Source organism: Streptomyces sp. LaBMicrA B280 (genome assembly GCF_049222185.1).
In the GTDB taxonomy this organism is placed as follows: domain Bacteria; phylum Actinomycetota; class Actinomycetes; order Streptomycetales; family Streptomycetaceae; genus Streptomyces; species Streptomyces murinus.
This window is the reverse complement of sequence record NZ_JBMJCT010000042.1, coordinates 1-22,640: the sequence shown is the minus strand read 5'-3', so window position 1 is coordinate 22,640 and position 22,640 is coordinate 1. Positions and strand designations below refer to the sequence as shown.

The 22,640-nt window shown below is 71.9% G+C and carries 19 protein-coding genes, 1 tRNA gene and 2 pseudogenes; 12 read left to right on the top strand and 10 right to left on the bottom strand.

Annotated features, from left to right (window positions below; translation table 11 throughout):
* Positions 1-297 precede the first annotated feature (297 nt).
* Positions 298-1,080, bottom strand: a complete 783-nt coding sequence (locus ACLF5H_RS28280; protein WP_421678822.1) for a maleylpyruvate isomerase family mycothiol-dependent enzyme — start codon at positions 1,078-1,080, stop codon at positions 298-300.
* Between the two features lie 255 nt (positions 1,081-1,335).
* On the opposite strand from ACLF5H_RS28280, the gene ACLF5H_RS28275 reads away from it, so the two are divergent.
* Entirely contained in the window at positions 1,336-1,944 is a 609-nt protein-coding gene (locus ACLF5H_RS28275; RefSeq protein WP_421678823.1) for a GNAT family N-acetyltransferase, read from the top strand.
* A gap of 202 nt (positions 1,945-2,146) precedes the next feature.
* Here the strand turns inward: ACLF5H_RS28275 and ACLF5H_RS28270 are convergent, their stop codons facing one another.
* Both ACLF5H_RS28270 and ACLF5H_RS28265 read right to left on the bottom strand, forming a co-directional pair.
* Positions 2,147-2,821, bottom strand: a complete 675-nt coding sequence (locus ACLF5H_RS28270; RefSeq protein WP_421678821.1) for a hypothetical protein — start codon at positions 2,819-2,821, stop codon at positions 2,147-2,149.
* Positions 2,787-3,308, bottom strand: coding sequence for a hypothetical protein (locus tag ACLF5H_RS28265; protein ID WP_421678820.1), 522 nt, complete (start codon positions 3,306-3,308; stop codon positions 2,787-2,789). Before ACLF5H_RS28265 ends, ACLF5H_RS28270 begins: the two co-directional genes overlap by 35 nt.
* Before the next feature lie 603 nt (positions 3,309-3,911).
* Here ACLF5H_RS28265 and ACLF5H_RS28260 point away from each other — a divergent pair.
* Entirely contained in the window at positions 3,912-4,283 is a 372-nt protein-coding gene (locus tag ACLF5H_RS28260; RefSeq protein WP_421678819.1) for a hypothetical protein, read from the top strand.
* A gap of 2 nt (positions 4,284-4,285) precedes the next feature.
* On the opposite strand, the pseudogene ACLF5H_RS28255 reads toward ACLF5H_RS28260, so the two are convergent.
* Positions 4,286-4,774, bottom strand: a pseudogene (locus tag ACLF5H_RS28255) (transposase family protein); the annotation flags it as partial.
* 277 nt (positions 4,775-5,051) lie between these two features.
* Here ACLF5H_RS28255 and ACLF5H_RS28250 point away from each other — a divergent pair.
* The 8 genes and pseudogenes from ACLF5H_RS28250 to ACLF5H_RS28215 form a co-directional block, all read left to right on the top strand.
* Positions 5,052-5,195, top strand: a pseudogene (locus ACLF5H_RS28250) (metallophosphoesterase); the annotation flags it as partial.
* Positions 5,196-5,331: 136 nt separating this feature from the next.
* Positions 5,332-5,544 carry a hypothetical protein gene (locus tag ACLF5H_RS28245; protein ID WP_421678824.1) on the top strand — a complete coding sequence of 71 codons (213 nt, stop codon included), beginning with the start codon at positions 5,332-5,334 and terminating at the stop codon, positions 5,542-5,544.
* Positions 5,545-5,897: 353 nt separating this feature from the next.
* Positions 5,898-8,465: a class III lanthionine synthetase LanKC gene (gene lanKC, locus ACLF5H_RS28240; protein WP_421678818.1), complete on the top strand. Its 2,568-nt coding sequence runs from the start codon at positions 5,898-5,900 to the stop codon at positions 8,463-8,465.
* Positions 8,466-8,562: 97 nt separating this feature from the next.
* Entirely contained in the window at positions 8,563-8,691 is a 129-nt protein-coding gene (locus ACLF5H_RS28235) for a class III lanthipeptide (protein WP_198520459.1), read from the top strand.
* A 29-nt stretch (positions 8,692-8,720) separates the two neighbouring features.
* Positions 8,721-8,849, top strand: a complete 129-nt coding sequence (locus ACLF5H_RS28230; protein WP_421678817.1) for a hypothetical protein — start codon at positions 8,721-8,723, stop codon at positions 8,847-8,849.
* Between the two features lie 94 nt (positions 8,850-8,943).
* Positions 8,944-10,815 (top strand): ABC transporter ATP-binding protein, encoded by a 1,872-nt coding sequence (locus ACLF5H_RS28225; protein ID WP_421678816.1) that lies wholly within the window; start codon positions 8,944-8,946, stop codon positions 10,813-10,815.
* Positions 10,816-10,917: 102 nt separating this feature from the next.
* On the top strand, positions 10,918-12,072 hold the full coding sequence (locus ACLF5H_RS28220) for a sensor histidine kinase (protein WP_421678815.1): 1,155 nt from the start codon (positions 10,918-10,920) through the stop codon (positions 12,070-12,072).
* Positions 12,069-12,731 (top strand): response regulator, encoded by a 663-nt coding sequence (locus ACLF5H_RS28215; protein WP_421678814.1) that lies wholly within the window; start codon positions 12,069-12,071, stop codon positions 12,729-12,731. The genes ACLF5H_RS28220 and ACLF5H_RS28215 overlap by 4 nt, the downstream gene beginning before the upstream one ends.
* A 190-nt stretch (positions 12,732-12,921) precedes the next feature.
* Here ACLF5H_RS28215 and ACLF5H_RS28210 read toward each other — a convergent pair whose 3' ends face one another.
* Positions 12,922-14,091: an MFS transporter gene (locus ACLF5H_RS28210; RefSeq protein WP_421678813.1), complete on the bottom strand. Its 1,170-nt coding sequence runs from the start codon at positions 14,089-14,091 to the stop codon at positions 12,922-12,924.
* Positions 14,092-14,352: 261 nt separating this feature from the next.
* Here ACLF5H_RS28210 and ACLF5H_RS28205 point away from each other — a divergent pair, with 261 nt between their 5' ends.
* Both ACLF5H_RS28205 and ACLF5H_RS28200 read left to right on the top strand, forming a co-directional pair.
* The gene (locus ACLF5H_RS28205) at positions 14,353-15,183 is read left to right on the top strand and encodes a helix-turn-helix transcriptional regulator (protein WP_421678812.1); all 831 of its coding nucleotides are present in this window, start codon (positions 14,353-14,355) and stop codon (positions 15,181-15,183) included.
* A gap of 691 nt (positions 15,184-15,874) precedes the next feature.
* Positions 15,875-17,005, top strand: coding sequence for an FAD-dependent oxidoreductase (locus tag ACLF5H_RS28200; protein WP_421678811.1), 1,131 nt, complete (start codon positions 15,875-15,877; stop codon positions 17,003-17,005).
* Between the two features lie 66 nt (positions 17,006-17,071).
* Here the strand turns inward: ACLF5H_RS28200 and ACLF5H_RS28195 are convergent, their stop codons facing one another.
* From ACLF5H_RS28195 to ACLF5H_RS28175, 5 genes are all read right to left on the bottom strand, one after another.
* Positions 17,072-17,902, bottom strand: a complete 831-nt coding sequence (locus ACLF5H_RS28195) for an aldo/keto reductase (RefSeq protein WP_421678810.1) — start codon at positions 17,900-17,902, stop codon at positions 17,072-17,074.
* Between the two features lie 239 nt (positions 17,903-18,141).
* A complete protein-coding gene (locus ACLF5H_RS28190; protein ID WP_421678809.1) occupies positions 18,142-18,936 on the bottom strand; it encodes an SDR family NAD(P)-dependent oxidoreductase in 795 nt (264 codons plus the stop codon).
* 304 nt (positions 18,937-19,240) lie between these two features.
* A tRNA-OTHER gene (locus tag ACLF5H_RS28185) sits at positions 19,241-19,336 on the bottom strand.
* A 668-nt stretch (positions 19,337-20,004) separates the two neighbouring features.
* On the bottom strand, positions 20,005-21,975 hold the full coding sequence (locus tag ACLF5H_RS28180) for an acyl-CoA dehydrogenase (protein ID WP_421678808.1): 1,971 nt from the start codon (positions 21,973-21,975) through the stop codon (positions 20,005-20,007).
* 364 nt (positions 21,976-22,339) lie between these two features.
* On the bottom strand, positions 22,340-22,640 hold a 301-nt coding region (locus ACLF5H_RS28175; protein WP_421678807.1), incomplete at its 5' end, for a transposase.

Sequence of the window (22,640 nt, the reverse complement as noted above, 5' to 3'; positions counted from 1 at the left end):
GGCGACGGCGTCCACCACGCGATGCTCGGCATCGCCCGCCTGCACAACCTCACCCTCGCCGGGTGACGACGAACAGACAGGTCAACGCACACGCCCTAGATCATTTACGGGACAACGCTTAGGGGCCGTACTCGCCGACAGGCAGATACGGCTCCATGAACTGCCACTACGTATCGGGTAGTTGCACTCGCGTCACGGAACACGGTCTACCGGATCAGACCGCGCCGCGAGAGCACCGTCCCAGAATGATCACAACCAAGTACGCACTCTAGGTGCGCGGTCCTATTCCAGGCGGTCCTACTCCATGTCCCACTCTTCCAGCAGGTCGAAGAGGTGCCGGTCGCCTTCGAGCTTCAGGGAGTCCAGCGGGATGCGACCGTAGAAGGCCAGGACCAGGTCGCTCGCCGTACCCCGGACGGAGACGTCGACCGGCTCCGAGTCCTCGGCGGCAGCAGGGCCGGATTCGGGCAGACGGCAGGCCCGCGAACCATCGGCGGAGAGCGATTGGCGCCAGGAGCCGCCCGCGGTGGCGTGATAGTCGACGACGGCGGGCTTGTGCGGCCAAGCAACCGTCGTGGTGCAGCAGGTGAACAGGAAGTCCTCGACACCATCAAGCGCCACCTCCTCCGGCAGCGGCTCCGGGGCGCCCACGGTGAGCTGGGCGTCATAGGTGTGCATCGCGATCTCCTGGAGCTGGTGCCGTGCGACGGCGCCGCAGGTCCGCGGCGACTGCGAGGAGCCCCACCACGTCCAGCAACCGCGCTCCGGGCCGGCCTCCCGCAACGCGTCCAGCATCTGCTGCGTCGACTCGGCCAGCCAGGTGAGCAGGGCCTCGCGCTCCTGCGGTGCGGCCAGGCCCTCTCCCGCCAACTTGCCCGAGGCATCCGGCCCGGCCGCGACCGTGGCGGCCCAGGCGCGCCGCCCCCCGCCCAGGTGGTGCGCCAGGTCGAGCAGCGTCCACTCGGGACAGGTCGGCACCTGCACATCGAGGCTGGGTGCGGAGGCGATCGCGGCCCGGAAGACGGCCGACTGCTCGTCGATCAGGCGAAGCAGCTCAGGGAAGTCCAAGGTCTTGGTCACCCGAGTTTTCTATCACCGTGCGGCGGAGACGTAACAGCGGTTTTCGCGGGCCGGCCTCCACCTTCGTGGCATGGTGATCTGGATCAAAAGCCTCACCAGAGCTGCCGCTCGAGCACGACCAAATACGTGCCCTAGCCGCCTGATCATGGCGGCTTGAGCCGCCGCGATCTCGGGGTGCTCGGTCCCGCCGATGAGCGGACACGTCCGCCGGTCCGCCAGGAAAACCCGTTGCGGGCGGCCCGCATCGGATGTCTGATGGGGCGGCCACTGACCGGGGAGGGAAACTTGAGGGCGCCGCTGCCGACCCCCACGTTGCACACCGCTCGTCTTCGACTGCGTGCCTTCGAAGACACCGATGTGGACGATATCTTCGCACTGCAGAGTAACGCCCATATCGTGCGTTACTGGGACTCGCCACCGTGGACCGAACGCTCGCGCGCCGAGAAGTTCATCACTACCTGTCGGCGTATGGAACAGGAGGGCACCGGGATACGGTTGGCCGTCGATCGTGTCTCCGACGGGGCATTCGTCGGCTGGTGCACCCTGAACAGTTGGAATCCGGACTTCCGCAGCGCGTCGCTCGGTTACTGCTACGACGTTGCGGCCTGGGGCCAGGGTTATGCGACCGAGGCGGCGCGTGCGCTGCTGGAGTGGGCGTTCGACACGCTGGACCTGAATCGCGTCCAGGCCGAGGCCGATACGCGCAACACGGCTTCCGCCCGCGTGCTGGAGAAGCTCGGCTTCCTGCGCGAGGGGACATTGCGGGAAGACTGCGTCGTCAACGGCGACGTGTCCGACTCGTGGGTCTACGGTCTGCTCAGACGTGAGTGGCAGCCGACGCCGGAGCAGGTTCCCACCCACTGAGTTCCGGACTGTGCGGGTCGCTGGTTCTTTCACGCACAAGCCGCTGCGGATGGTGAAGCCGGCCGGACGGACTTCACCCGCAACGGGCCCCTGACCTTGATCGGCTGTCTCGACGACCGTTGACCTACAGGGAACCCGTTGCCTCGTCCCAACCGCTTGCACCGCAGGCCACGGCACTGCACTGGCACAAGGGTGTTGAGCGTTAAGGGATCAGTGAGCTGCCGGTGGCGGAGCGCCGGAGCAACCCCGGCCCGCACGCCTGCTCGCAGATCTCCTCCACGGGCCGGTCCTCGCCTCGCCGCGCTCCGGACGGGGCCAGGGGCAGGGGTGCGGTCCTCGCGGGAGGCGGTACGAGCATGTACTCGCGGCCGAGGGTGTCGGCCTGGGTGTCGCCGTAGACCGACACCTCGCCGTCGGCCCATTTCACGAACAGGTCGAAGTCGGAGTTGACCGAGCCGTCGAAGTCACCGGCCGCGATGATGTCGGCGTAGTCCTTCCACAGGCCGTTGGGGGCGAGCAGCTTCTGCTCGGCGTGGAAGCCGCCGGCGTCGACGTTGGTGTACTTCGTGACTTCGCCGTCCACCCAGCGCACCACCAGGTCGTCGGCCCACTTGTTGCCGCCGTACTTGCCGGTCGCCATGCCCTTGGCGTACTGCCATGTGGAGCCCGCGCCGGTGATCTTGATCTCGTTCACGGGGTGCTGGTCGGTGGCGGTGGGCAGCTTGGTGTTCTCGTCGACGTCCTTGTAGATCGAGACTTCGCCGTCGATCCACTTGCCATCAGGTCGTATGCGTTGGAGCCGGTGTAGTCGCCCGCGGTGACGACGTCCGCGTACTCCGCCCTCATCTTGTTCGGCTTGGCGAGCTGCACCTCGCACGGTGGTCCTTGGCGCAGCCCGTGTATAAGCCCTGCGCCTGGTCACCGGGGTAGAGCGTGACCTCGCCGTCGGACCATTTGACGATCAGGTCGCCGTCCCCGGTCTTCTGCGACGAGGTGTGGAATTGGCCGGTGGCGGCGGCGCTCGCGTGGGTCCACAGGCCCGAGTCGCCCATGCCGTCGATCTTGGACGGGACGTCCGGGGTGTAGTCGTTGAGCGCCGCGACTTCGACATCCACCCACTCCGGCTCCTGGCCGAGCACGCCAACCTGGCCAAGCACCGCACCCCGGCCGTCGCCGCCACCCGCCTCGGCGCCGTCTGTCCCGACCGCCAACACCCCGATCTCACCGTCGCTCTCCCCTTGAAGAGCAACCCCCAGCCTGGCCATAGCCTTCGTCTCCAGCCCGGAGACATTCTGGCCAGCAGTCCCCGCAACACCAGAACCGAGCTTTCGATCGTCCCGTCCGTCTGCCTGCAGCGTCCGCATACCGGAGTGTGGAACATCGCGGTAAAGGAACTCGCCTATCTCGAAGACTGGATCCGGACCACAGCCGTCCCGATCCTCATCACTGGGTCGCGCCAGAGCACCCCGATCCCGCCCCAACTCGACATCACGACCGGACACAGCGATCTTCGGCGCGCGCTCCTGTCGGCGGGTGCCATGCCCGCAGGAGAACGGGGCGCCCTGAGCATTCAGGCCACGCAGGCTCGCCGTGATCTTCCCGGAATTCTCTCCATGCCGCCAGTGAGCGCTGACCGAGAAACGATCAAGGCATGGGTGTCGTCCCTGGATGACGCGATGGTGGTGAGTAGGGTCGCCCGTATCGCACTGGTGAACCCCGACTCGAGGGCCCTGCCGCACTATCTAGGCGAGCTGTGCGCTGAGGCTCACGCCTACAAGAACCGGGCGGGGGACGCGTCAGGAGAACAAACAGGGTCCGCTTGAGTCCGGGCCTCGGGGGCGGATCCCGGGGCTTCGGGCCAGGCCGCGCACCCTGGCCAGCACCCAGCTTGAGGGTCAGTAAGCCTTTTCCGACTTCAGACGACGGCCGATCGGCGGTGTGTCACGGACGTCTGGTAGACCTTGGCTATGACGTTCGTGGCGGTGGTCGAGGGTGATGCGGGCGGGTGGCGCATCGATCGGGATGCGCTGACAGACGCGATCCGTGCCCGGTGGCCCGAGGTTGAGATCGACTCGATGCACCGCAGTGAAGTGCGCAGCCTCATATGGCAGTTTGAGACGGAGTACGGCCCGGGTGAGGCGTATCTGCACGAGGACGGTACCTGCCTGTACATGGACGTCTGGGAGGAAGACGCGATCTGGTTGGCGATCGTCTTCCGCAGGCTGGCGCCTATGGACCTTGACCTGGTGTTCTGTGATGAGGGTTATACCTTCGACGTTCGTCTGCGGGCTGGGACGTCCGAGGCCGAATTGACGGATCTGGTGAACGCTGCGGGCTGATCTCAGCCCGAGACGGCGAGCTGGAGGGCCAGGACGGCTTGCACGAGGCGCGTGATCCGGGTCGTCGAGCAGCGGAGCTTGCGCAGGAGCCGCCAGGACTTGAGGGTGGCAATGGCCCGCTCGACCAGTGCGTGGACCTTTGCGTGGGCTCGGTTGACGGCCTGCTGGCCGGTGGAAAGGATGTCCCATCGGCCGCGGTGAGGCAGATGGACCGTGCCGCCTGCACCCTGGTAGCCCTTGTCTGCCCAGCAGGTGAGGCCGATCTCGGCGAGTGCCTCGATGATGCCGTGCTCGCGCGCGGCACGGACGTCGTGGACGGCGCCGGCCAAGGCTGGTGAAGCCCCTATCAGACGCCCCTTCGGGTCGGCTATGACCTGCACGTTCATGCCGTGCTTCTTGTGTTTGCCCGAGCAGAACGGGCGGTCGGCAGCGATGCGGTCTATGGGCAGGAGTGTCCTGTCCAGGATCACGTACGCCTTCGTAGTTCCCGACGACTGTGTGCGAACTGACCGTACCGCTGACCGCTTCGAACGCCGTGCTCGAACAGTCGACGGTGGAGGCGGCCGTCGTGCACCCGGCGAACCGGCAACCCCCGCTGCCCGACTGGACGTCGGCCACCCGGCCCCGCAGGATCGCCGTCATGGGTGACACCGGCTGCGAGGTCCCCGCGACCGGCCCCGTGCAGAACTGCGCGAACCACCAGTCCGGCTGGCCCTTGCCCTGGATCGCGGCCGCCGCTGCGGGTACGCGCCGCGCCCGGGCCTCGTCGTGCACGCCGGGGACTACCTCTATCGGGACGACCCGGCCCGTGCGGACGACCAGGCCGCCAACCCAGGCTGCACCACGGCCGCCGACCGGGCGAGCTGGGACTGTGTGGTCGCCGATTTCTTCCGCCCCGCCGAACCCCTGCTGGCCGCCGCGCCCGTCGGGTTGACCCGCGGCAACCACGAGGACTGCGACGCCGCGCAGCAGGGCGGCGCGCCCGCCCCAGCTGACCGCGGGTTCCGCGGGCGGCCCGCTGGACAACGGCCCCGACGACATCAAGGTCGTGGGCAAGACGATCGGCACCCCGCCGCAGGCCGTCCACCAGTCGATCACGCAGGAGCGGACCCCGGGCGGCCAAGGGGTCTTCGGCTACGCGGAACTGGCGGACAACGCGGGCGCCTGGAACCTCACCTTCCACGACGAGAACGGCGCCGTCCGGGGCCAGACCTGCACGCTGAGCACCCGCACGACCGGGAAATCGTTCATGTGCCACTGAGAGACCATCACGCCCGCCCTCCCGCGCCGCCGGACCCGCCCTCGGCGGCCGGCCGCCCGCTCCTTCGGTGAAGTGGGAGCGGCATCGGCAACCGGCGCCGCAGGCACACCGATGCCCAGGCGCAGGGGAACGCCCCCGGCCTCGCACCCCTCGCCCCCGACCCCCCTCGCCCTCAACTCCATTTGCCCCCGCCCCCGTACACCCCCCATCACCCGGCCGACCCCGCGCGCCGCCTCGCGCTCGCGCCGTCCTACCCCCCGGAACAGGGGGGTACAGACGCCCTCGCCCCCCGCATAACGTCGTCTGCGCCCCGGGAAACACTCCTGATCCCCGGTGGCAAGGAACCGACGGAGGTGGCGGTGCTCGACTTCTGGCTGACGCTGGCGGACCCGGAGTTCTACGTTCCGCTGGAGCGGGCCCTCCAGGTGGGCGAGCGGTACCGGCCCGCGCAGGTCCCGGACGGCTGGCGGTCCGCCGCCGACGGGGTGTGGCAGCACTGGCAGCCCGCCGCTCCGGTGATCGCACAGCAGGGCTGGAAGGTTCACGTCTCCACCACCCTCGACCGGCTGCAGTTCACTCTCGACACTGTCGCGCGGATCTGCTTCGAGGAGCAGGTGGCCTTCAAACACCTCGCCAACCAGCTGTTCTTCGAGACCGTGCACCACAAGCACGCGGCACGTTCCCAGGCGGGCAAGTTCTGCGCTCTCTACCCCCCGGACACCGACACCGCGCGGCGGCTGCTGGACCGGCTCGCGCGGGAGCTGAAGGACGAGGTCGGCCCCTACGTGCTCTCCGACCGCCGCTACGGCGACACCGGAGTGGTCTACTACCGCTACGGCGCCTTCCTGAACCGCACCGTCGTCCAGCTCGACGGGACCCGGGTGCACGTACTGCGCGACGGCCGCGGCGAGGACGTCCCCGACATACGCTCCGCGCAGTTCGTGCTGCCCGCCGGTATCGAGGACCCCTTCAGCGCGCCGCCCGCCCCGCACACCGGGCCGATCCTCCTCAACGACCGTTTCGAGATCACCAAGGTGATCCGGCACAGCAACGGCGGCGGCACCTACCGGGCCACCGACACCCTCGACGGCCGTACGGTGTTCGTCAAGGAGGCCCGTGCCCACAACGGGCTGATCGGGGACGGTACCGACTCCCGGGACCGGCTGCGCCGCGAGCACGCCATGCTGCGCCTGGTCCACGAACGGTCCCCGGGCCTGTGCCCGGAGCCGATCGATCACTTCACCGAGTGGGAACACGACTTCCTGGTCACGGAGTTCGTCGAGGGCACCGGCTTCCTGCACTGGGTCGCGGGCAACACCGTGATGGGCCGCCTCGGTGTCGACGCCGACCGGCATGCGTCCTATCTCGCGGACGTGGAACGCCTCATGACGGCCCTGCGGGAGCGGATCGACCGGCTGCACGCGATCGGCCTGCGCTTCGGCGACCTCAGCCACGGCAACGTCGTCGTCCAGGACGACCTCACGGTCCGCCTCATCGACTTCGAGACCGCGACCCTGCTGACCGAGGAACCCTCCCTGCTCGGCACCCCCGGCTACACCCCGCCCCGGGCCCTGCGCGAGGCGGGCGTCGACCGCGACGAGTACGGCCTGTCCGGGCTCGCCCTGTGCGCGCTGTTCCCGCTCAGCCAGCCCCTGGAACGCGACCCGCGCGGCCGCGCCGAGCTCTACCTGCGCGACCTCGAACAGGAGGTCCCGGTCCCTGACACCCTCTGGGACACCGCCACCCGGTACCACGGCCGCGCCGCCCCCGACACCGGTGGCCGCTACGAACTGCCCACCGCGGCCGATCTGGACAAGGACCCCGAAGGCGCGCTCGCCGCCCTGCGCGCCGGACTCACCGACGGGCTGATCGCGATGGCCCGCCCGGACGGCGCCGACTGGCTCTTCCCGCCTTCGCCCCGCGGCTACGCCACGAACACCCACTGCCTGGAACACGGCAGCGCCGGTGTCCTGCACGCCCTGCACCAGGCGGGCGCCCCCGTCCCCGAGGAGATATCGGCCCGTTTCCGGCGCGACGCGCTGGCGAACGCCGATGACCTCGCCCCCGGTCTCCAGGCAGGTACCGCGGGCCTCGCCTGGGTCCTCGCCGAACTCGGCCATCTCGAGGAGGCCGGACGGCTCCTGGCCGCCTCGCTCCAGCACCCCCTCGCGCTGTCCTCGGCGCACCTCGGCAACGGCGCCTCCGGTATCGGCCTGACCCACCTTTACTTCCACGCCCACCACGGCGGCGAAGAGCGGCTGCTCACCGCCGTCAAGCTCGGCGACACCTTCACCGGCCGCCACCAGGACGCCGTACTCGCCGACGCCGGCACCCCCGGTCTGGCCTCCGGCCTCGCCGGCACCGCGCTCTTCCTCACCGCGCTCGGCGAACACACCGGCGAACAGCGCTACCTCAAGGGCGCCGTCAGGCTGCTGCACGCCGAACTCGACCGGGCCGTGGACGGCGGCCCCGACGGGCTGCTTTTCCGGGACGACTCCGGCATCCGCAACCTGCCCTACCTGGCCGCCGGTTCGGCCGGTGTCGCCCTGGCCCTTGGCCGACTGGCCGCCCTGAGCGGCGACGAACGCCTGAGCGCCACACTGCCGAGAGTGCTGACCATGTGCCGCCTGACCTGCGCCGCCGAACCCGGCCTCTACCTCGGCGTCGCCGGCTGGGCGTACTGCCTGGCCGAACACGCCCACCACACCGGCGACCCCGGCGAACACACCACGGCCGTCCGTATCGCCACCGGACTCGCCAAGTACACGATCCGCCACCCCAGCGGCCTGCGCGTGCTGGCCGGCGGGCAGGAACGCTTCACCGCCGACCTCGCCTCCGGCAGCGCGGGAGTCCTGCTCGCCCTCGCCCGGGTCCTCGACGGTCCCGGCGTGCGCCTGCTCCCCACCCCGGCCGCCCCCTGAAAGCCCCGTCCCCCGGAACCCCCCGGGAGACGGCCACGCGCCGCCGTATCCGCGGTCGGCGCGCAACCCGCCCAAGCGGCAAGAAAGGAAAACGACCATGAACGCCGTCATCGCCCTGCAGGCCCTGGAAGAGACCACCGAGGCCATCGAGACCCCCGGCTTCTCCGGCCTCGGCAGCCTGATCAGCCTCTACAGCTCCTGCTCCAGCAGCTGCCGCCCCGCGTAACCCGCGACCGACACAAGGACGGACACGCCATGAACGCCGTTCTCGCTCTGCAGAGCCTGCCCCAGACCGACGGGCCCACCCAGCCCCTCGCGGTCACCACCCTGGGCAGCCTCATCAGCGTCTACAGCGAGTGCTCCTCCGGCTGCCAGCTCGCCTGAGGCGACCACCGGCAGCACCGGGCGGCATCCGGCAGACCTCAACTGCCGGATGCCGCCCGGCTCCACGATACGCACGAAGGAAAGGGCACACCGCATGGCCGACACCGTGCCGGCACCGGCCCGCGATACGGCCACCGGCCTGAGACCGCGCCAGGCCCTTGCCGAACTGCGCCGCTACATCGCGCCCGAACGCCTGCGGCTGCTGACCGCGGGCACCCTGCTGGTCGTCTCCGGCGCCGCCGGCCTCGTCCAGCCCCTGGTCGTCCAGCACCTGCTGGGCGGCGCGCACCCCCTGCACCACGCCACGCGCCCCCTGATCGCCCTCGTCGTCCTGGTCCTGACCGGCGCGGCCTGCTCGGCGTTCGGCAACTACCAGCTCAGCACGGCCGCCGAGGGCACCGTCCTGACCGCCCGCCGCCAGCTGACCGCCCATGTCCTGCGCCTGCCGATGACCGCCTTCCGCCGCGCCACACCCGGCGACCTGATGGCCCGCGTCACCGGCGACACGACCCTGCTGCGCCAGGTGGTCCAGCAGACCCTCGTCCAGGCCGTCACCGCGCTGATCATGGCCGCGGGCGCCCTGACCCTGATGGCCGTCCTTGACCCCGTCCTGCTCGGGGCCAGCGTGCTGGCCATCACCCTGCTGCTCGGCACGCTCGCCCTGGTCATGCCGCGGATCCGCCGCGCCTCGATCGGCGCCCAGAACTCGATCGGTGACATGGGCGCCGTACTGGACCGCTCCCTGGCCGCCTTCACCACCGTCAAAGCCTGCGGCACCGAGGAACTGGAGGCCCGCCGGGTCACCGCCGCCGCCGAACAGGCCTACCGGCACGGCGTCGTACGAGCACGCTGGGACTCCACCGCCAACGCGGTCGCCATGCTCGCCGTCCACCTCGTCTTCCTCGTCGTCCTCGGCGTCGGCGCGCTGCGCGTCTCCTACGGCGCGATCCCGGTCGCCACCCTCGTGGCCTTCCTCCTCTACGTCTTCTACCTCAGCGAACCGGTGATGTCCCTCGTCGCCGTCTGCGCGTTCGCCCAGACCGGCCGCGCGGCCCTCCAGCGCATCGCCGAGATCACCGGCCTGCCACCCGAACCCCCTCGCACCCCCGCCACACCCCCCGAACCTCCCACCGCCACCACCCCCCGCACACCCACTGGCACCCCCTCCCACTTGGCCCCCACCGGGCCCCACCACGAGCCCGCCGTCGTCTTCGACCGGGTCTCCTTCCGCTACCCCGACAGCCGCGGCCCCGCCCTCACCGACTTCTCCCTCACCGTCCCCGCCGTGGGCCTGACCGCCCTGGTCGGACCCTCCGGCGCAGGCAAGAGCACCGCACTCAACCTGATCGAACGCTTCTGGGACCCGGACGCGGGCTCGATCCTGCTGGACGGCACCCCCCTGCAACAGCGCGACCTGCACGAACTGCGCTCGGCCATCGGCTACGTCGAACAGGACGCCCCCGTGATGGCCGGCTCCCTGCGGGAGAACCTCACCTACGCCGCCCCGCACGCCACCACCGCCGAACTCCACGACGCCCTGGCACTGACCCGCCTCGACGGCCTGCTGGAGCGCCTCGGCGGCGACCTGGACGCACCCGTGCAGTACCGCGGGGTGTCCCTGTCGGGCGGGGAACGGCAGCGGATCGCCATCGCCCGTGCCCTGCTGCGCCGCCCCCGGCTGCTGCTGCTCGACGAGGCGACCTCGCAGCTCGACGCGGTCAACGAGGCGGCACTGCGCGCGGTGGTGCAGGAACTCGCCGCCCGGATGCCGGTCCTCGCGGTCGCCCACCGGCTCTCCACGGTGCGGGGCGCCGCCCGGATCGCGGTGGTGCAGGAGGGCGCCGTCCGCGCGGCCGGCACCCACGAGGAACTGCTGCGCCGCGACCGGCTCTACGCCCACCTCGCCGCGCATCAACTGATCACCGACGCACCTTCTCTTCACGATTTCATCACACCGGGCCGTTAGGGATCTTGACGCCGGGAAGGTTCGCGGAGCAATTTAGCCCCCGTCGATATATGTGCCAGGGGGGTTTCATTGGGATCAGGGCAGCAACGCGCCCGCCGGTTCATGCTCTTGGCCACCGGCCTGTACCGGGCCAGCCATCTGGCCGGCGGCGTGGCCGCGGCCGCCGACGGGGGCATCGGCCTCCTGCTGTTCACCGCCGCACTGGCCGGCAGCGTCATCCTCTACCTCCCCGGCTACCGGCACGGTGTCTTCGGCCCCGGCCGGTTATGGTGCGACATCCTGGTGTCCGGCTGCCTGGTCCCCGTCCTCGCCCTGCTGACCGGCGCCGCCCCCGTCGCCCAGCCCGCCTCCTGGGTGATGCTGCTGGGCAGCTCGGCCACCGCCGCCGCGGCCGCCGGACTCGAACGGCGCGCGGCCACAGGCGCGGTCGCCCTGGTCGTGGCCGTCCACACCGTCTGCTGCCTGCACGCCGGAGCGGCGCGCTCCCTCGGCGGACACCTGGTCTCCCTGCTCTCCTCCGCGGTCCTCGCACATGTCTTCGGACGCTACCTGCACCGTCAGGGCGTCCTGCTGGACGAGGCCCGCGAACGCGCGGTACGCGCCGAGGCCGCCCGCGCCCGCCGCGCCGAACGCATCGCCCAGCACCGCGCCCTGCACGACACCGTCCTCGCCACCCTGACCGCGATCGCCCACCAGCGGATCGACCCCACCGCCGCGCCCTTCCGCGAACGCTGCGCCCGGGAGGCTTCCTATCTGCGTCGGCTCATCCAGCGCTCGGACGAGGAGGACGGGCAGGGCGGTGACATCGCGGCCGGTGAGGTGCTGGAACAGGCGGTGTCCGCCGCGGAGGGCATCGGCCTGACCGTCCGCGCCCGTTACCACGCGCTGCCTGCACTGCCCGCGCCGGTGGCCCGCTCGCTGGCCGCCGCCGTGACCGAGGCGCTGAACAACGTCCGCCACCACGCGGGCACGTCGACCGCCCACCTGACCGCCACCGGCCACCGCCACGACCGCGGGATCACCGTCACCGTGGCCGACGACGGCTGCGGCTTCGACACCCACCCCGGCGCCCCCGGAACCACGACCGCGTCCGGAACGGGGACGGCGACCGGGACGGGGACCGTGACCGGGACGGCGGGTGCGGGGACGGGGCTGCGGCGCTCGATCCACACCCGGATGAGGGAGATCGGCGGCACCGCCGACGTCGACAGTGCCCCGGGCGAGGGCACCCTGGTGGAGCTGAGGTGGCCCGCATGAGCGAGGAACCCCGCGCGACGATCGGCGTCGCGGCCGTCGACGACGACCTGATGCTCCTCCAGGGCCTGTCCTCCTGGCTCCGGCACGCCCCCCAACTACGCCTGCTGGCCTGCTCGTCCACGGTGGACGACCTCCTCGCCGGACCCGGCCGCACCGCCGACGTGGTCCTGCTCGACCTGCTCCTCAAGGACGGCTCGGCCCCCGAGTCGAACGTGACGCGGCTGCGCGCCGCAGGTCCCCTGGTCCTGGTGATCAGCACCCTGGCCGCGCCGGCCGCCGTCGTGGACACCATCACGGCGGGCGCGGCCGGATTCCTCTCCAAGGACCATCCGCTGGAACGGCTGGTGGAGGCGATCGGCGAGGTCGCGGCGGGCGGCTGCGTCCACTCGCCCGAGATGGCCTTCGCCCTGGCCCACGACGACCGCCCCCAGCGGCCCCGGCTCACCCCGCGCGAACTCCAGGTCCTGCTCGACTACGCCTCGGGCCTGACCCTCAAGGCGACGGCCCGCCGCGCCCGGATCAGCCCCCACACCGCCAAGTGGTACCTCGACCAGGTGAAGGAGAAGTACCAGCGGGCGGGCCGCCCGGCCTTCACCAAACTCGACCTGGCCGCCCGGGTCCGCGAGGACCGCCTGCACACCCCGGCCCCAACGGCCTGACCCCCCAACCCCGTTGACCCGACCACGACCGTACCCCTCCGCAACGGCCACCCCCGGCGCGGGAATGGCCGTACCCCCGTAACGGCCACCCCCGGCGCGGGCACGGCCGTACCCCCGTAACGGCCGCGCCCTCCGGTGCGGGAACGGCCGCGCCCTGTCGGCCGTCCGTCCTTCCTCCCTCCCTTCCCCTTCACGAGTACCGTGCCCGTCCCACCGCGCCCGCCACCGTCAGCGGTACCGTCAGGCCCGCCGCGAGCCAGAACAACGGCCGGTACGCGTGTGCCTGCGCGGCCGGGGCCGCCAGTGCACTGGCTATCGCGCTGCCCGCGTACAGGGCGACCCCGAAGAGGGCCACCCCGGTCGCCCGGGCCGTCGCGGACACGGCGGTCGCCCATGACTGCACCGTGGAGTGCAGGAACGACCAGCCGCCCCCCAGCAGCAGCGCTACGACCACGAGCACTCCGGCTCGCTGGCTGTACCCGGCGAGCAGGTAGGCCAGGGCTGTCTGGATGCCGCCGACGACGATCAGCCGTACCGGGTGCCATCTGCCGACGAGCCGTCCGACCAGCCGCGCCGCGCCCATCGACCCGACCCCGTACAGGGCCGCGACCGCCCCCGCGAGGGCCACGGGAACCCCGTGCGCCTCCAACGCCGGTGCGAGGTACGTCAAGAAGCCCAGCAGTACGGCACCTTCGAGCAGCGCCACGGCCATGACGTACCACTGCCACGGCGAGCACAGCACCACCCGCAACGGTGCCACCGGCGCGGGCCGTTCCCGCGGCGGCTCGGGCAGCCGCCGCAGCGCCACCACCAGGACCACGGCGAGGACGCCGGGCAGGGCGAACACCAGCCGCCAGCTGAGCCAGTGCGCCACCAGCCCGGCCACCAGCGTGGCCGTCGCCGTGCCCAGCGCGAAGGCGCTCATCAGGGCGCTCAGCGGCCGCTGCCGTACCGCCGCGGGCACCGTGTCGCCCACATAGGTCAGGCAGACCGCGATCGCGGCCGCGAAGAACCCTCCGGTCACCACGCGGGCCCCGATCAGCACGGCGGCGCTGGGCGCGAGGGCCGAGGCCAGGGCGGCCGGTGCCGCCCCGGCGAGGGAGATCCGCAGCACCCGCACCCGCCCCCACCGGTCGCTGGCCACCCCCCACACCGGCTGGGCCAGCCCGTAGGCGAGGTAGTAGCCGCTCGCGGCCGGCACCACGGTGTGCAGCGGGGCGCCGAGCCGGGAAGCGAGGACGACGAGCATGGGGGCGATGCAGAAACGGTCGAAGTTGCTGACGAACCCGGCCGCCCGCAACAGCCGTACCGCGGAGGCGGGCAGGGCCGCCACCGGTGCCGCGACGGTGCTGGTACTCACAAGAGGGACACTCCCTGTTCCAAATAAGAAGAGGACGAGGATGAAGGCGGAGACGGAGATGAGGACGGGGACAGGACCGGCCACCTGGGGGCGGATCCGGCCCATCACCAGCCCACCACGGCCCCCGACAGGGCGAGGGCGGAAGGCTATTACCCTTGCTCACACCCACCCGGGCCCGCCCGCGCACCCGGTCACGGCACCATCGAGGGGACGACACCCCGGGGGTGAACACCCCGCTGCCCGAAGGAGAGATCGCTGCCGATGACGCCCCGCGGGTTCCCCCACCGTGAGCTGGGCGCCTTCCTGCGCTCCCGCCGTGAACGGATCGCCCCGCACACCGTCGGCCTGCCCGCCACCCCCGGCCGTCGCACACCGGGCCTGCGCAGAGCGGAAGTCGCCGAACGCGCCGGTATCAGCCTGTCCTGGTACACCTGGCTGGAACAGGGCCGCGTGCGCACCTCGCCGCAGGTACTGCGCGCCGTAGCCCGGGCCCTGCGCCTGGACGAGGCGGAGACCGCGCACGTCCTGTCGTTCACGGCCGAGGACGGGCCCCCCGCGGACTCTCCCACCTTCGTCTCCCGGAACCTGCTCACCCTCGTCCAGAGCATGGCCCCCCACCCCGCCGTGGTCATGGACCCGCACTGGGACCTGCTGGCGTGGAACACCTCGTACGCCGCCCTGCTGACCGACCCCGCGCGCCTGCACCCCAAGGAACGCAACCTGCTGTGGCTGGTGTTCTGCTGGCCGCCCGTCCGTACCCTCCTCGCCGACTGGCCGCGCGAGGCCCGCGCCCTGCTCGGCCAGTTCCGCGCCCGGGCCGCCCGCCGCCCGGACGACCCGCGCTTCAGCGAACTCCTCGGCCGGCTCCTGACCGACCCCGACGCGGCCCGCTGGTACGCCGACCGCGAGACCACCGCCTTCCAGCCCTCCGTACGCCGCTTCCAGCACCCGGTGGCGGGCGAACTGCGCCTGCGCTACGTCAAACTGGCCGCCGTCGACGAACCCGGCCACCACCTGCTGACCTATCTCCCCGACGACCCCGCTTCCCAGGACGCCCTGCGCCACCTGGAGAAGACCGCCCCGAGTCCCTGACCCAGGATCGCGCGACCGGAAACCCGCGGGGCGGCAGGCTCTGCCGTACGGCACACCGCCGCACCACAGCCCCAGACGCCCGCCCGCTGATGACACGCGCCCTCACCCGGGCGGCCGACCGCGCCCGACACCTCCTGGCCAGCGGCCGGTGGCGCCCCGCCGCCCGCGACACGGAGGCCGCGACAGCCGTCCTCGCCCGCCTCACCGCCCCCCTCCCGGCCCAACAGCCGCCGACCGAAAGGCGGTTGGCCACGGCCAGGGACCGGCGCCTCCAGCGGATCCTGCGCACCACCCCGCACCACCCCGCCGCGGGGCCTTCAGCCCGCGCGCCGCCGCCCGCCGCCGCCCGCGCCCTCGTGCCACCATCCGGGACCGCCCCCTGCCACCGCCCGTGTCGCCCCGTACCGCCCGGGACCAGCCCCCGCCACCACGCCTGCGGCACCCAGCAGGCAGTCTGGGCGGACCGGTCGCGCCGAACCCGCCCTCGTGCCCTGGTACGCCCACCCGGACCCGCCGCCCGCCGCCGCGGCCCCCGCCCTCCCCGGCCGGGGGCGGTGTCGGCTCTTTGTCGGCGCCGACGGCGCCGTGTCGGTGAACTGTCGACGCCCGCCCGGACAGTGGAGCCCACCGGACACCGGCCCTCGCCGGGCCCCGGCCTCGGAGCACCCCACGACGGGAAGGACCCCCTCTCATGACCACGGACGTCACGATCATCGGTGCCGGGCTCGGCGGCCTCACCCTCGCCCGTGTCCTGCACCTGCACGGCATACCGGCCACGGTCTACGAGGCGGAACCCTCACCGACCGCCCGCTCGCAGGGCGGACTGCTCGACATCCATGACTACAACGGCCAACTCGCCATCGAGGCCGCTGACTTGACGAAGGAGTTCCGGGCCATCGTCCTGGACGGCCGACAGGCGATGCGGGTTCTCGGCACGGACGGGACCGTCCTGTTCGAGCAGAGCGACGACGGCACCGGCGGGCGCCCCGAGGTGCCGCGCGGCGAACTGCGCCGGATCCTCCTCGACTCACTGCCGCCCGGCACCGTCCGCTGGGGCCACAAGGTCACCGGCGCCCGCGCCCTGGGCGAGGGCCGCCACGAGGTGGTCTTCGCCGACGGCACGCGCGTCGCCACCGGTCTGCTGGTCGGCGCGGACGGCGCCTGGTCACGCGTCCGCCCCCTGCTCACCGCGGCGGTGCCCGAATACACCGGCAGGTCGGTCGTGGAGACCTACCTGTACGACGCCGCCACCCGCCATCCGGCCACCGCGAAGGCGGTCGGCGGCGGCTCGATGATGGTGCCCGCGCGGAGCCGGGAGATCTTCGCCCACCGGGAGCGGGACGACACCCTGCACGCGTACGTGGGCCTGACAAGGACGCAGGACTGGTTCGCCGCCGTCGACTTCACCGACCCGGCGGCGGCCGCCGCCCGGATCGCGGCCGAGTTCGAGGACTGGGCGCCGGAACTCACCGCGCTGATCACCGCCACCGACACCGCACCGGTCCTGCGCTCCCTGCACGCCCTGCCGGCCGGGACCCGCTGGGACCGCGTCCCCGGGGTGACCCTCCTCGGCGACGCCGCGCACCTGGCCGCTCCCGACGGTGAGGGCGCCAACCTGGCCATGCTCGACGGCGCCGAACTCGGCCGGGCCCTCGCCGCCCGCCCCGGCGACGTGGAGGCCGCGCTCGCCGCCTACGAGCAGGCCATGTTCGAACGCGTCCGGGAGTCCGGCCGGATCCTCGGGCTCGAGCCCGGCGACATCACGGCCGAGGAACTGGCCGCCGCGTTCGCCCGGATGTCCGCACGCCACGAACAGCCCTGAAAGCCTCGATGCTCCGCTCCGGGCCGCGCGCCCGGAGTGGAGCATCGAAAAGGGCGTGCACGAAGCTCAGTCGAGTTCGTCGGGGTGGGGCCCGGTGCGCAGGCCGCGGTCGAGGGCGGCCAGGGCCTGCATCTCCTCGGCGGTGAGCGTGAAGCCGAACACGTCGAAGTTCTCGCGGATGCGGGCGGGCGTGACCGACTTGGGGATGACGATGTTGCCCAGCTGGAGGTGCCAGCGGATGACGATCTGGGCGGGGGAGCGGCCGTACCTGGCGGCCAGGTCGCTGATGACCGGCTCGCCGAGCACGGCGCCCTGCGCGAGCGGGCTCCATGCCTCGGTGGCGATGCCGTGCTCGGCGTGGAACGCGCGCAGCTCGGCCTGCTGGAGGCCGGGGTGCAGCTCGATCTGGTTGACGGCCGGGGTCAGTGTGGCGTCCTCCAGCAGCCTGCGCAGGTGGCCGGGCTGGAAGTTGGAGACACCCGCGGCGCGGATACGGCCCTCACCGGCGAGGCGTTCAAGGGCCCGCCAGGAGTCGCGGTACAGGTCGCGGGCGGGGGCGGGCCAGTGGATCAGGTAGAGGTCGACGTGGTCGAGGCCGAGCCGGGCGAGGCTGGTGTCGAAGGCGCGCAGGGTGGCGTCGTAACCCTGGTCGGCGTTCCACACCTTTGTGGTGACGAACAGGTCCTCGCGGGGCAGCCCGGAGGCGGCCAGCGCCCGGCCCACTCCCTTCTCGTTGCCGTAGACGGCGGCGGTGTCGATGCTTCGGTAGCCGGTCTCCAGCGCGGTGGTGACGGCGGCGGCGGTCTCGTCGTCGGGGACCTGGAAGACGCCGAAGCCGAGCTGGGGGATCTCAACGCCGTCGCCGAGCGTGACGGCCGGGACGGAGGTGGGTGTCATGGTGCGATCGCTCCTTCGGACGGTACGGGGCATGTGCGCGCGCCGACCCCGGACGCGGGCGCCGCACACCTCCAAATTAATTGCGTACGCCTGTAAATGCAAACGCGGATAATGTGTGAGCACATCAGTGTGCGCGGGATGTGAGGAGGCGGGGCGCGGCCCGCACCACGGCCGAGAGGAGTCGCGGCGGCTTCGCCGGGGACGGCGCGGTCGGCCGGTGGCGGCTGACGGTCGGCGGCTCAGGGAAGGATCGAGTCGACGTAGCCGCCGTCGACACGCAAGGCGCCGCCGGTCGTCGCGGAGGCCAGCGGCGAGGCGAGGTAGACGACCATGTGGGCGATCTCCTCGGGCTCGATGAGACGCTGGATCAGGGACTGCGGACGGTACTTGACCATGAACGCCCGCTGCGCCTCCTCCCAGGGCAGGTCGGTGCCGACGAGTTCGCGCACGAAGTCCTCGACGCCGCCGGTGCGGGTGGGCCCGGCGATGACGGAGTTGACGGTGACGCCGGTGCCGGCGGCGTCCTTGGCGAAGCCGCGGCCGACGGCGAGCAGCGCGGTCTTCGTCATGCCGTAGTGGATCATCTCGGCGGGAACGGCCACGGCGGAGTCGCTGGCGAGGTTGAGGATCCGTCCCCAGCCGCGTTCCTTCATGCCGGGCAGGCAGGCGCGGATGAGGCGGACGGCGGACAGGACGTTGACCTCGAAGTAGCGGCGCCATTCGGCGTCGTCGATCTCCAGCGGGGCCGCGCTGCCGAAGATGCCGAGGTTGTTGACGAGGATGTCGGGCGCGGGCACGGCCCGCAGCACATCGGCGGCGCCCCGCTCGGTCGCGAGGTCGCCCGCGGCGCCGGTGACGTCCTCGCTGCCGGAGTCGGCGCGCACGGTGCGCACGGCGTCCGCGACGCGTTCCTCATCGCGGCCGTTGACGACGACACGGGCGCCCGCGCGGGCGAGTCCGGTGGCGATGGCCAGGCCGATGCCCTGGGTGGAGCCGGTGACCAGGGCGGTGCGGCCGGAGAGATCGATCTGCATGAGGGTTCTTCCCGTCGGACGGTGCCGCCCGTCCCGCGGCCGGGGCGCACGTCCTGCGACCGGGGGTGACGGACTCGGGGAATCACGATGCTCCGGCCCGCGAGCACGGACGCGCCGCGGACGGCACCGGGGTTACGCCATACGCCCCGGCGTTTTCCCACGATCGCCCCGCCGCCCCCCTCCAGACCGCGTGCCGCGCGCCCGGGCGCCTCGCCGGGGCCATGAGCCGGTGGGGATGCTTGTGCCGCTTTCCACTCGTCGCGGACCGGGTCGTCCGGTGCGGGGGTGTTGTCGGGGGGTGTTGCGGAGAGGGCAGGATTTGAACCTGCGTGGACCCCCGTAAGGATCCGACTTCGGGCTGCTGCCCTGGTCCCCGATAAGCCGCTCCGGGCACCTCTCCTCGTGTTCGGCCTGTGCTGGTGTGCCGTTCACTGGTACTACCGTGCCAGGCCCCACTGACACACCCCTGACCGCCTGCTGACCGACCCGCCCGGCACCGAAGGCGTATGACGCACGACGCCCCGGGGTTCACGCGAGCACGGCCCGGCCACCACCGCCCGAACGCCGCCCCAACCGGCACACGGTGTGCCGGACACCCGGATCCACAGGAACACCACGGACCCGGCCCCGGCTGCGGCCACTGCGCGGCGCGGCCCGCGCCGAGAAGGACGAGCCCGCCCACCGGCCGACGCAGCCGATCCCGTGGGAGCACAGCGCACTGCCGACCGCCGCCATGGACACCCTGCGACCCGATGACCACACCACCGGAACACAGCCGGTGGGACGAGACCGGTGGAGGACCCCGAGGACGACTGGGACGAGCGGCTACGCCCCGAAGGATGGACCGACCTGTTCCTGTGCGCGGGCGGCGCAGCGGCAGCGCTATGGGCCTCCGCTGCGGCGTGCTGACCTCCTTCGTCCCCCTCTAACGCCGCCGCGAGCGCAGTCTCGCCCTCAGGGCCGCCGTCAACGCCTGAGTGCTCCTCGTCGAGGTCGAGGTCCTGCGGCGACGCGGGCGGCGGGCGGGGCGACGGCACCGGGCGCCTCCGAGGGCCGGGCGGGGGCGCCTCAGCCGACGGGACCGACGAGGTCCGGTGCCCGCAGGACAGCGGCCGGGATGCCCCAGGCGTCGACGAGGTCGACGGCGAGGGGGCGCACCTTGCGGCAGAGGTCGTTCACCTCGCGGCTGATCGCCTTGGACCGCTGGACGGTCAGCCGGCCGTGTTCCATGAACCAGGCGCGGTCGGCTTCGATGGCCGAGAGCGCGAACAGGTCGCACAGCAGGCCCAGGGCATCCTTCCCGGCACCCTCGGGAAGAGCGCGCACCTTGTCGACGAAGGCTTCCGTGACCAGCCGTTCGACATGGGCCCGGGCGAGGGCGATGACGTGGTCCTGGACGTGCGAGAAGACCGCGCCGGGTTCGTCCTGCCGGTCTATGCCGCGCTTGATGCGGCGGGCGAGGCCGGCGAGCATGTGCTCCTCGCGGAAGCGGACCATGGCGAGCTGGTACTCGGAGTCGAGGAGTCCGGCCTCCCGGTCCCATGCGTCACCGCCGGGCAGCAGGTCACGGACGCGTTCCAGGAGTTTGTGCGCCGAGGTCCGCTCGATGACGGTCTCGACGGCGAGGCCGGTGACATAGCGGACCGTGCCGAGCTGGTCGAGATCCTCGAACTCGCTGGCGTGGTCGGTGAGCAGGCCCTTGGCCACGAGCTGCAGGAGCACATGGTTGTCGCCCTCGAAGGTGGTGAAGACGTCGCTGTCGCGTTTGAGGGCGGCGAAACGGTTCACGGCGAGGTAGCCGGCGCCGCCGCACGCCTCGCGGCACTCCTGGACGACGCGGGTGGCGTGCCAGGTGGCGAGCGCCTTGATACCGGCGGCCCGCGACTCGAGGCGGCGCCGTGCCTGCGGGTCGTTCTCGGCGCCGGAGAAGACCTCGTGCAGCTGGGCTCGTACGACGTCCTGGGCGAAGTGCAGCGCGTAGGTGCGGGCGAGGAGGGGGAGCAGCCGACGCTGGTGGAGACCGTAGTCGAGGAGCACCTGCTCCCCGGTGTCCGGGGACGCCTCGAACTGGCGCCGCCGGTCGGCGTACTTGGTGGCGACCGCCAGCGCGACCTTGGCGACGCTGACCCCGGCTCCGGCGACGCTGACCCGGCCCTGCACGAGGGTGCCGAGCATGGTGAAGAAGCGCCGGCCGGGGTTCTCGATGGCGCTCTCATAGGTACCTTCCGGGGTCACCCGGGCGAAGCGGTCGAGGAGCGCCTCGCGGGGGACGCGCACACCGTCGAAGCGGATACGGCCGTTGTCGACGCCGTTGAGGCCCATCTTCCGGCCGTCGTCCTCGATGGCGACACCGGGCAGGACCCGGCCGTCCGCCCGGAGGGGGACGACGAAGGCATGGACACCCTCGGACCGGCCGCCCACCTCCAGCTGGGCGAAGACGACGGCGAGTTCGGCGTGGCGGGCGGCGTTGCCGATGTAGTCTTTGCGGGCCTGCTCGTCGGGGGTGGTGAGGACGAACTCCCGGCTCTCGGGGTCGTAGCGGGCGACGGTCCCGAGCGCCTGGACGTTGGAACCGTGACCCGACTCGGTCATCGCGAAGCAGCCCATCAGCTCTCCGGTGACAAGGCGGGGGAGATAGGCCTTGTGGTGGTGACCGGTGCCGAGATGCAGGATGGCTCCGCCGAAGAGCCCGAACTGGACACCGACCTTCACGAGCACGGAGAGATCGCCGAACGCCAGGGTCTCGAAGGCGGCGATCGACGCGCCGACGTCATCCCCGCCCCCGTACGCGGCGGGAAAGCCCATACCGGTCTGACCGGTCGCCGCCAGCTGGACGACGACCTCGCGGACCCTCTCGCGAAACGCGTCGATGCCGAGCGCGTCGGCCTCGTCGAGCACGCCGGCATGGGTGACCAGGTTGGTCCGGACGAGGTCCCGGATCCCGGCGTACTCGCCGTCGAGGACCGCGGCGAGGGACGACACGTCGATCTCGGGCTGGATCCGGCCGATGACGGGGGCGGAGGTGTTCTCGTTGGCCATGCCGCTCCGCTACCCCCAGCCACGACGATCAACCGACGCGACCGCGGCACCACTGCCCTGCGCCGCCGTATGCCACTCCTGTCCATCCAGCTGCGGCGGCGCCCCCGCTGAGAGCCCCCTCGGTTCCGACGACGCGCTCCGAGCCGCGCCGGCTGCTCCGAACCCGGGAGGCCGTCCGGGCCGCTTGACCCGGCGCCTCGGTCGACCGGGAGTACGGGAGTTGCGACAAGGGTTGCCGGCCCGGCCCGCGCGAGTGGCGGCGTGGGCGGGAGTGATCAACCGCACGGTAAGCACCGCCTCTGCCAGCTGATGGATGTCACCGCTCGGGCGACGCGAAGGCTTGAGCTAGGTTCTGTCTCTTTGGTCAGCGTCGGGTCCAGATGAGGATGCCGGCGAGGTGGAGTGCGGCCTGGTAAGCAAGGGCGAGTTTGTCGGTTCGTGTGGCCAGGCCGCGCCACTGCTTGAGTCGGTTGATGCAGCGCTCGACGGTGTTTCGCTGCTTGTAGGCCTCGCGGTCGAAGCCGGGTGGGCGGCCGCCTCGGCGGCCTCGCCGCTGGCGGTGGCCGATCTGGTCGGACGGCTGCGGGATGACCGCGCGGATTCCCCGACGCCGCAGGTGGATGCGGATGGCGCGGGAAGAGTAGGCGCGGTCGGCCAGCACGGCG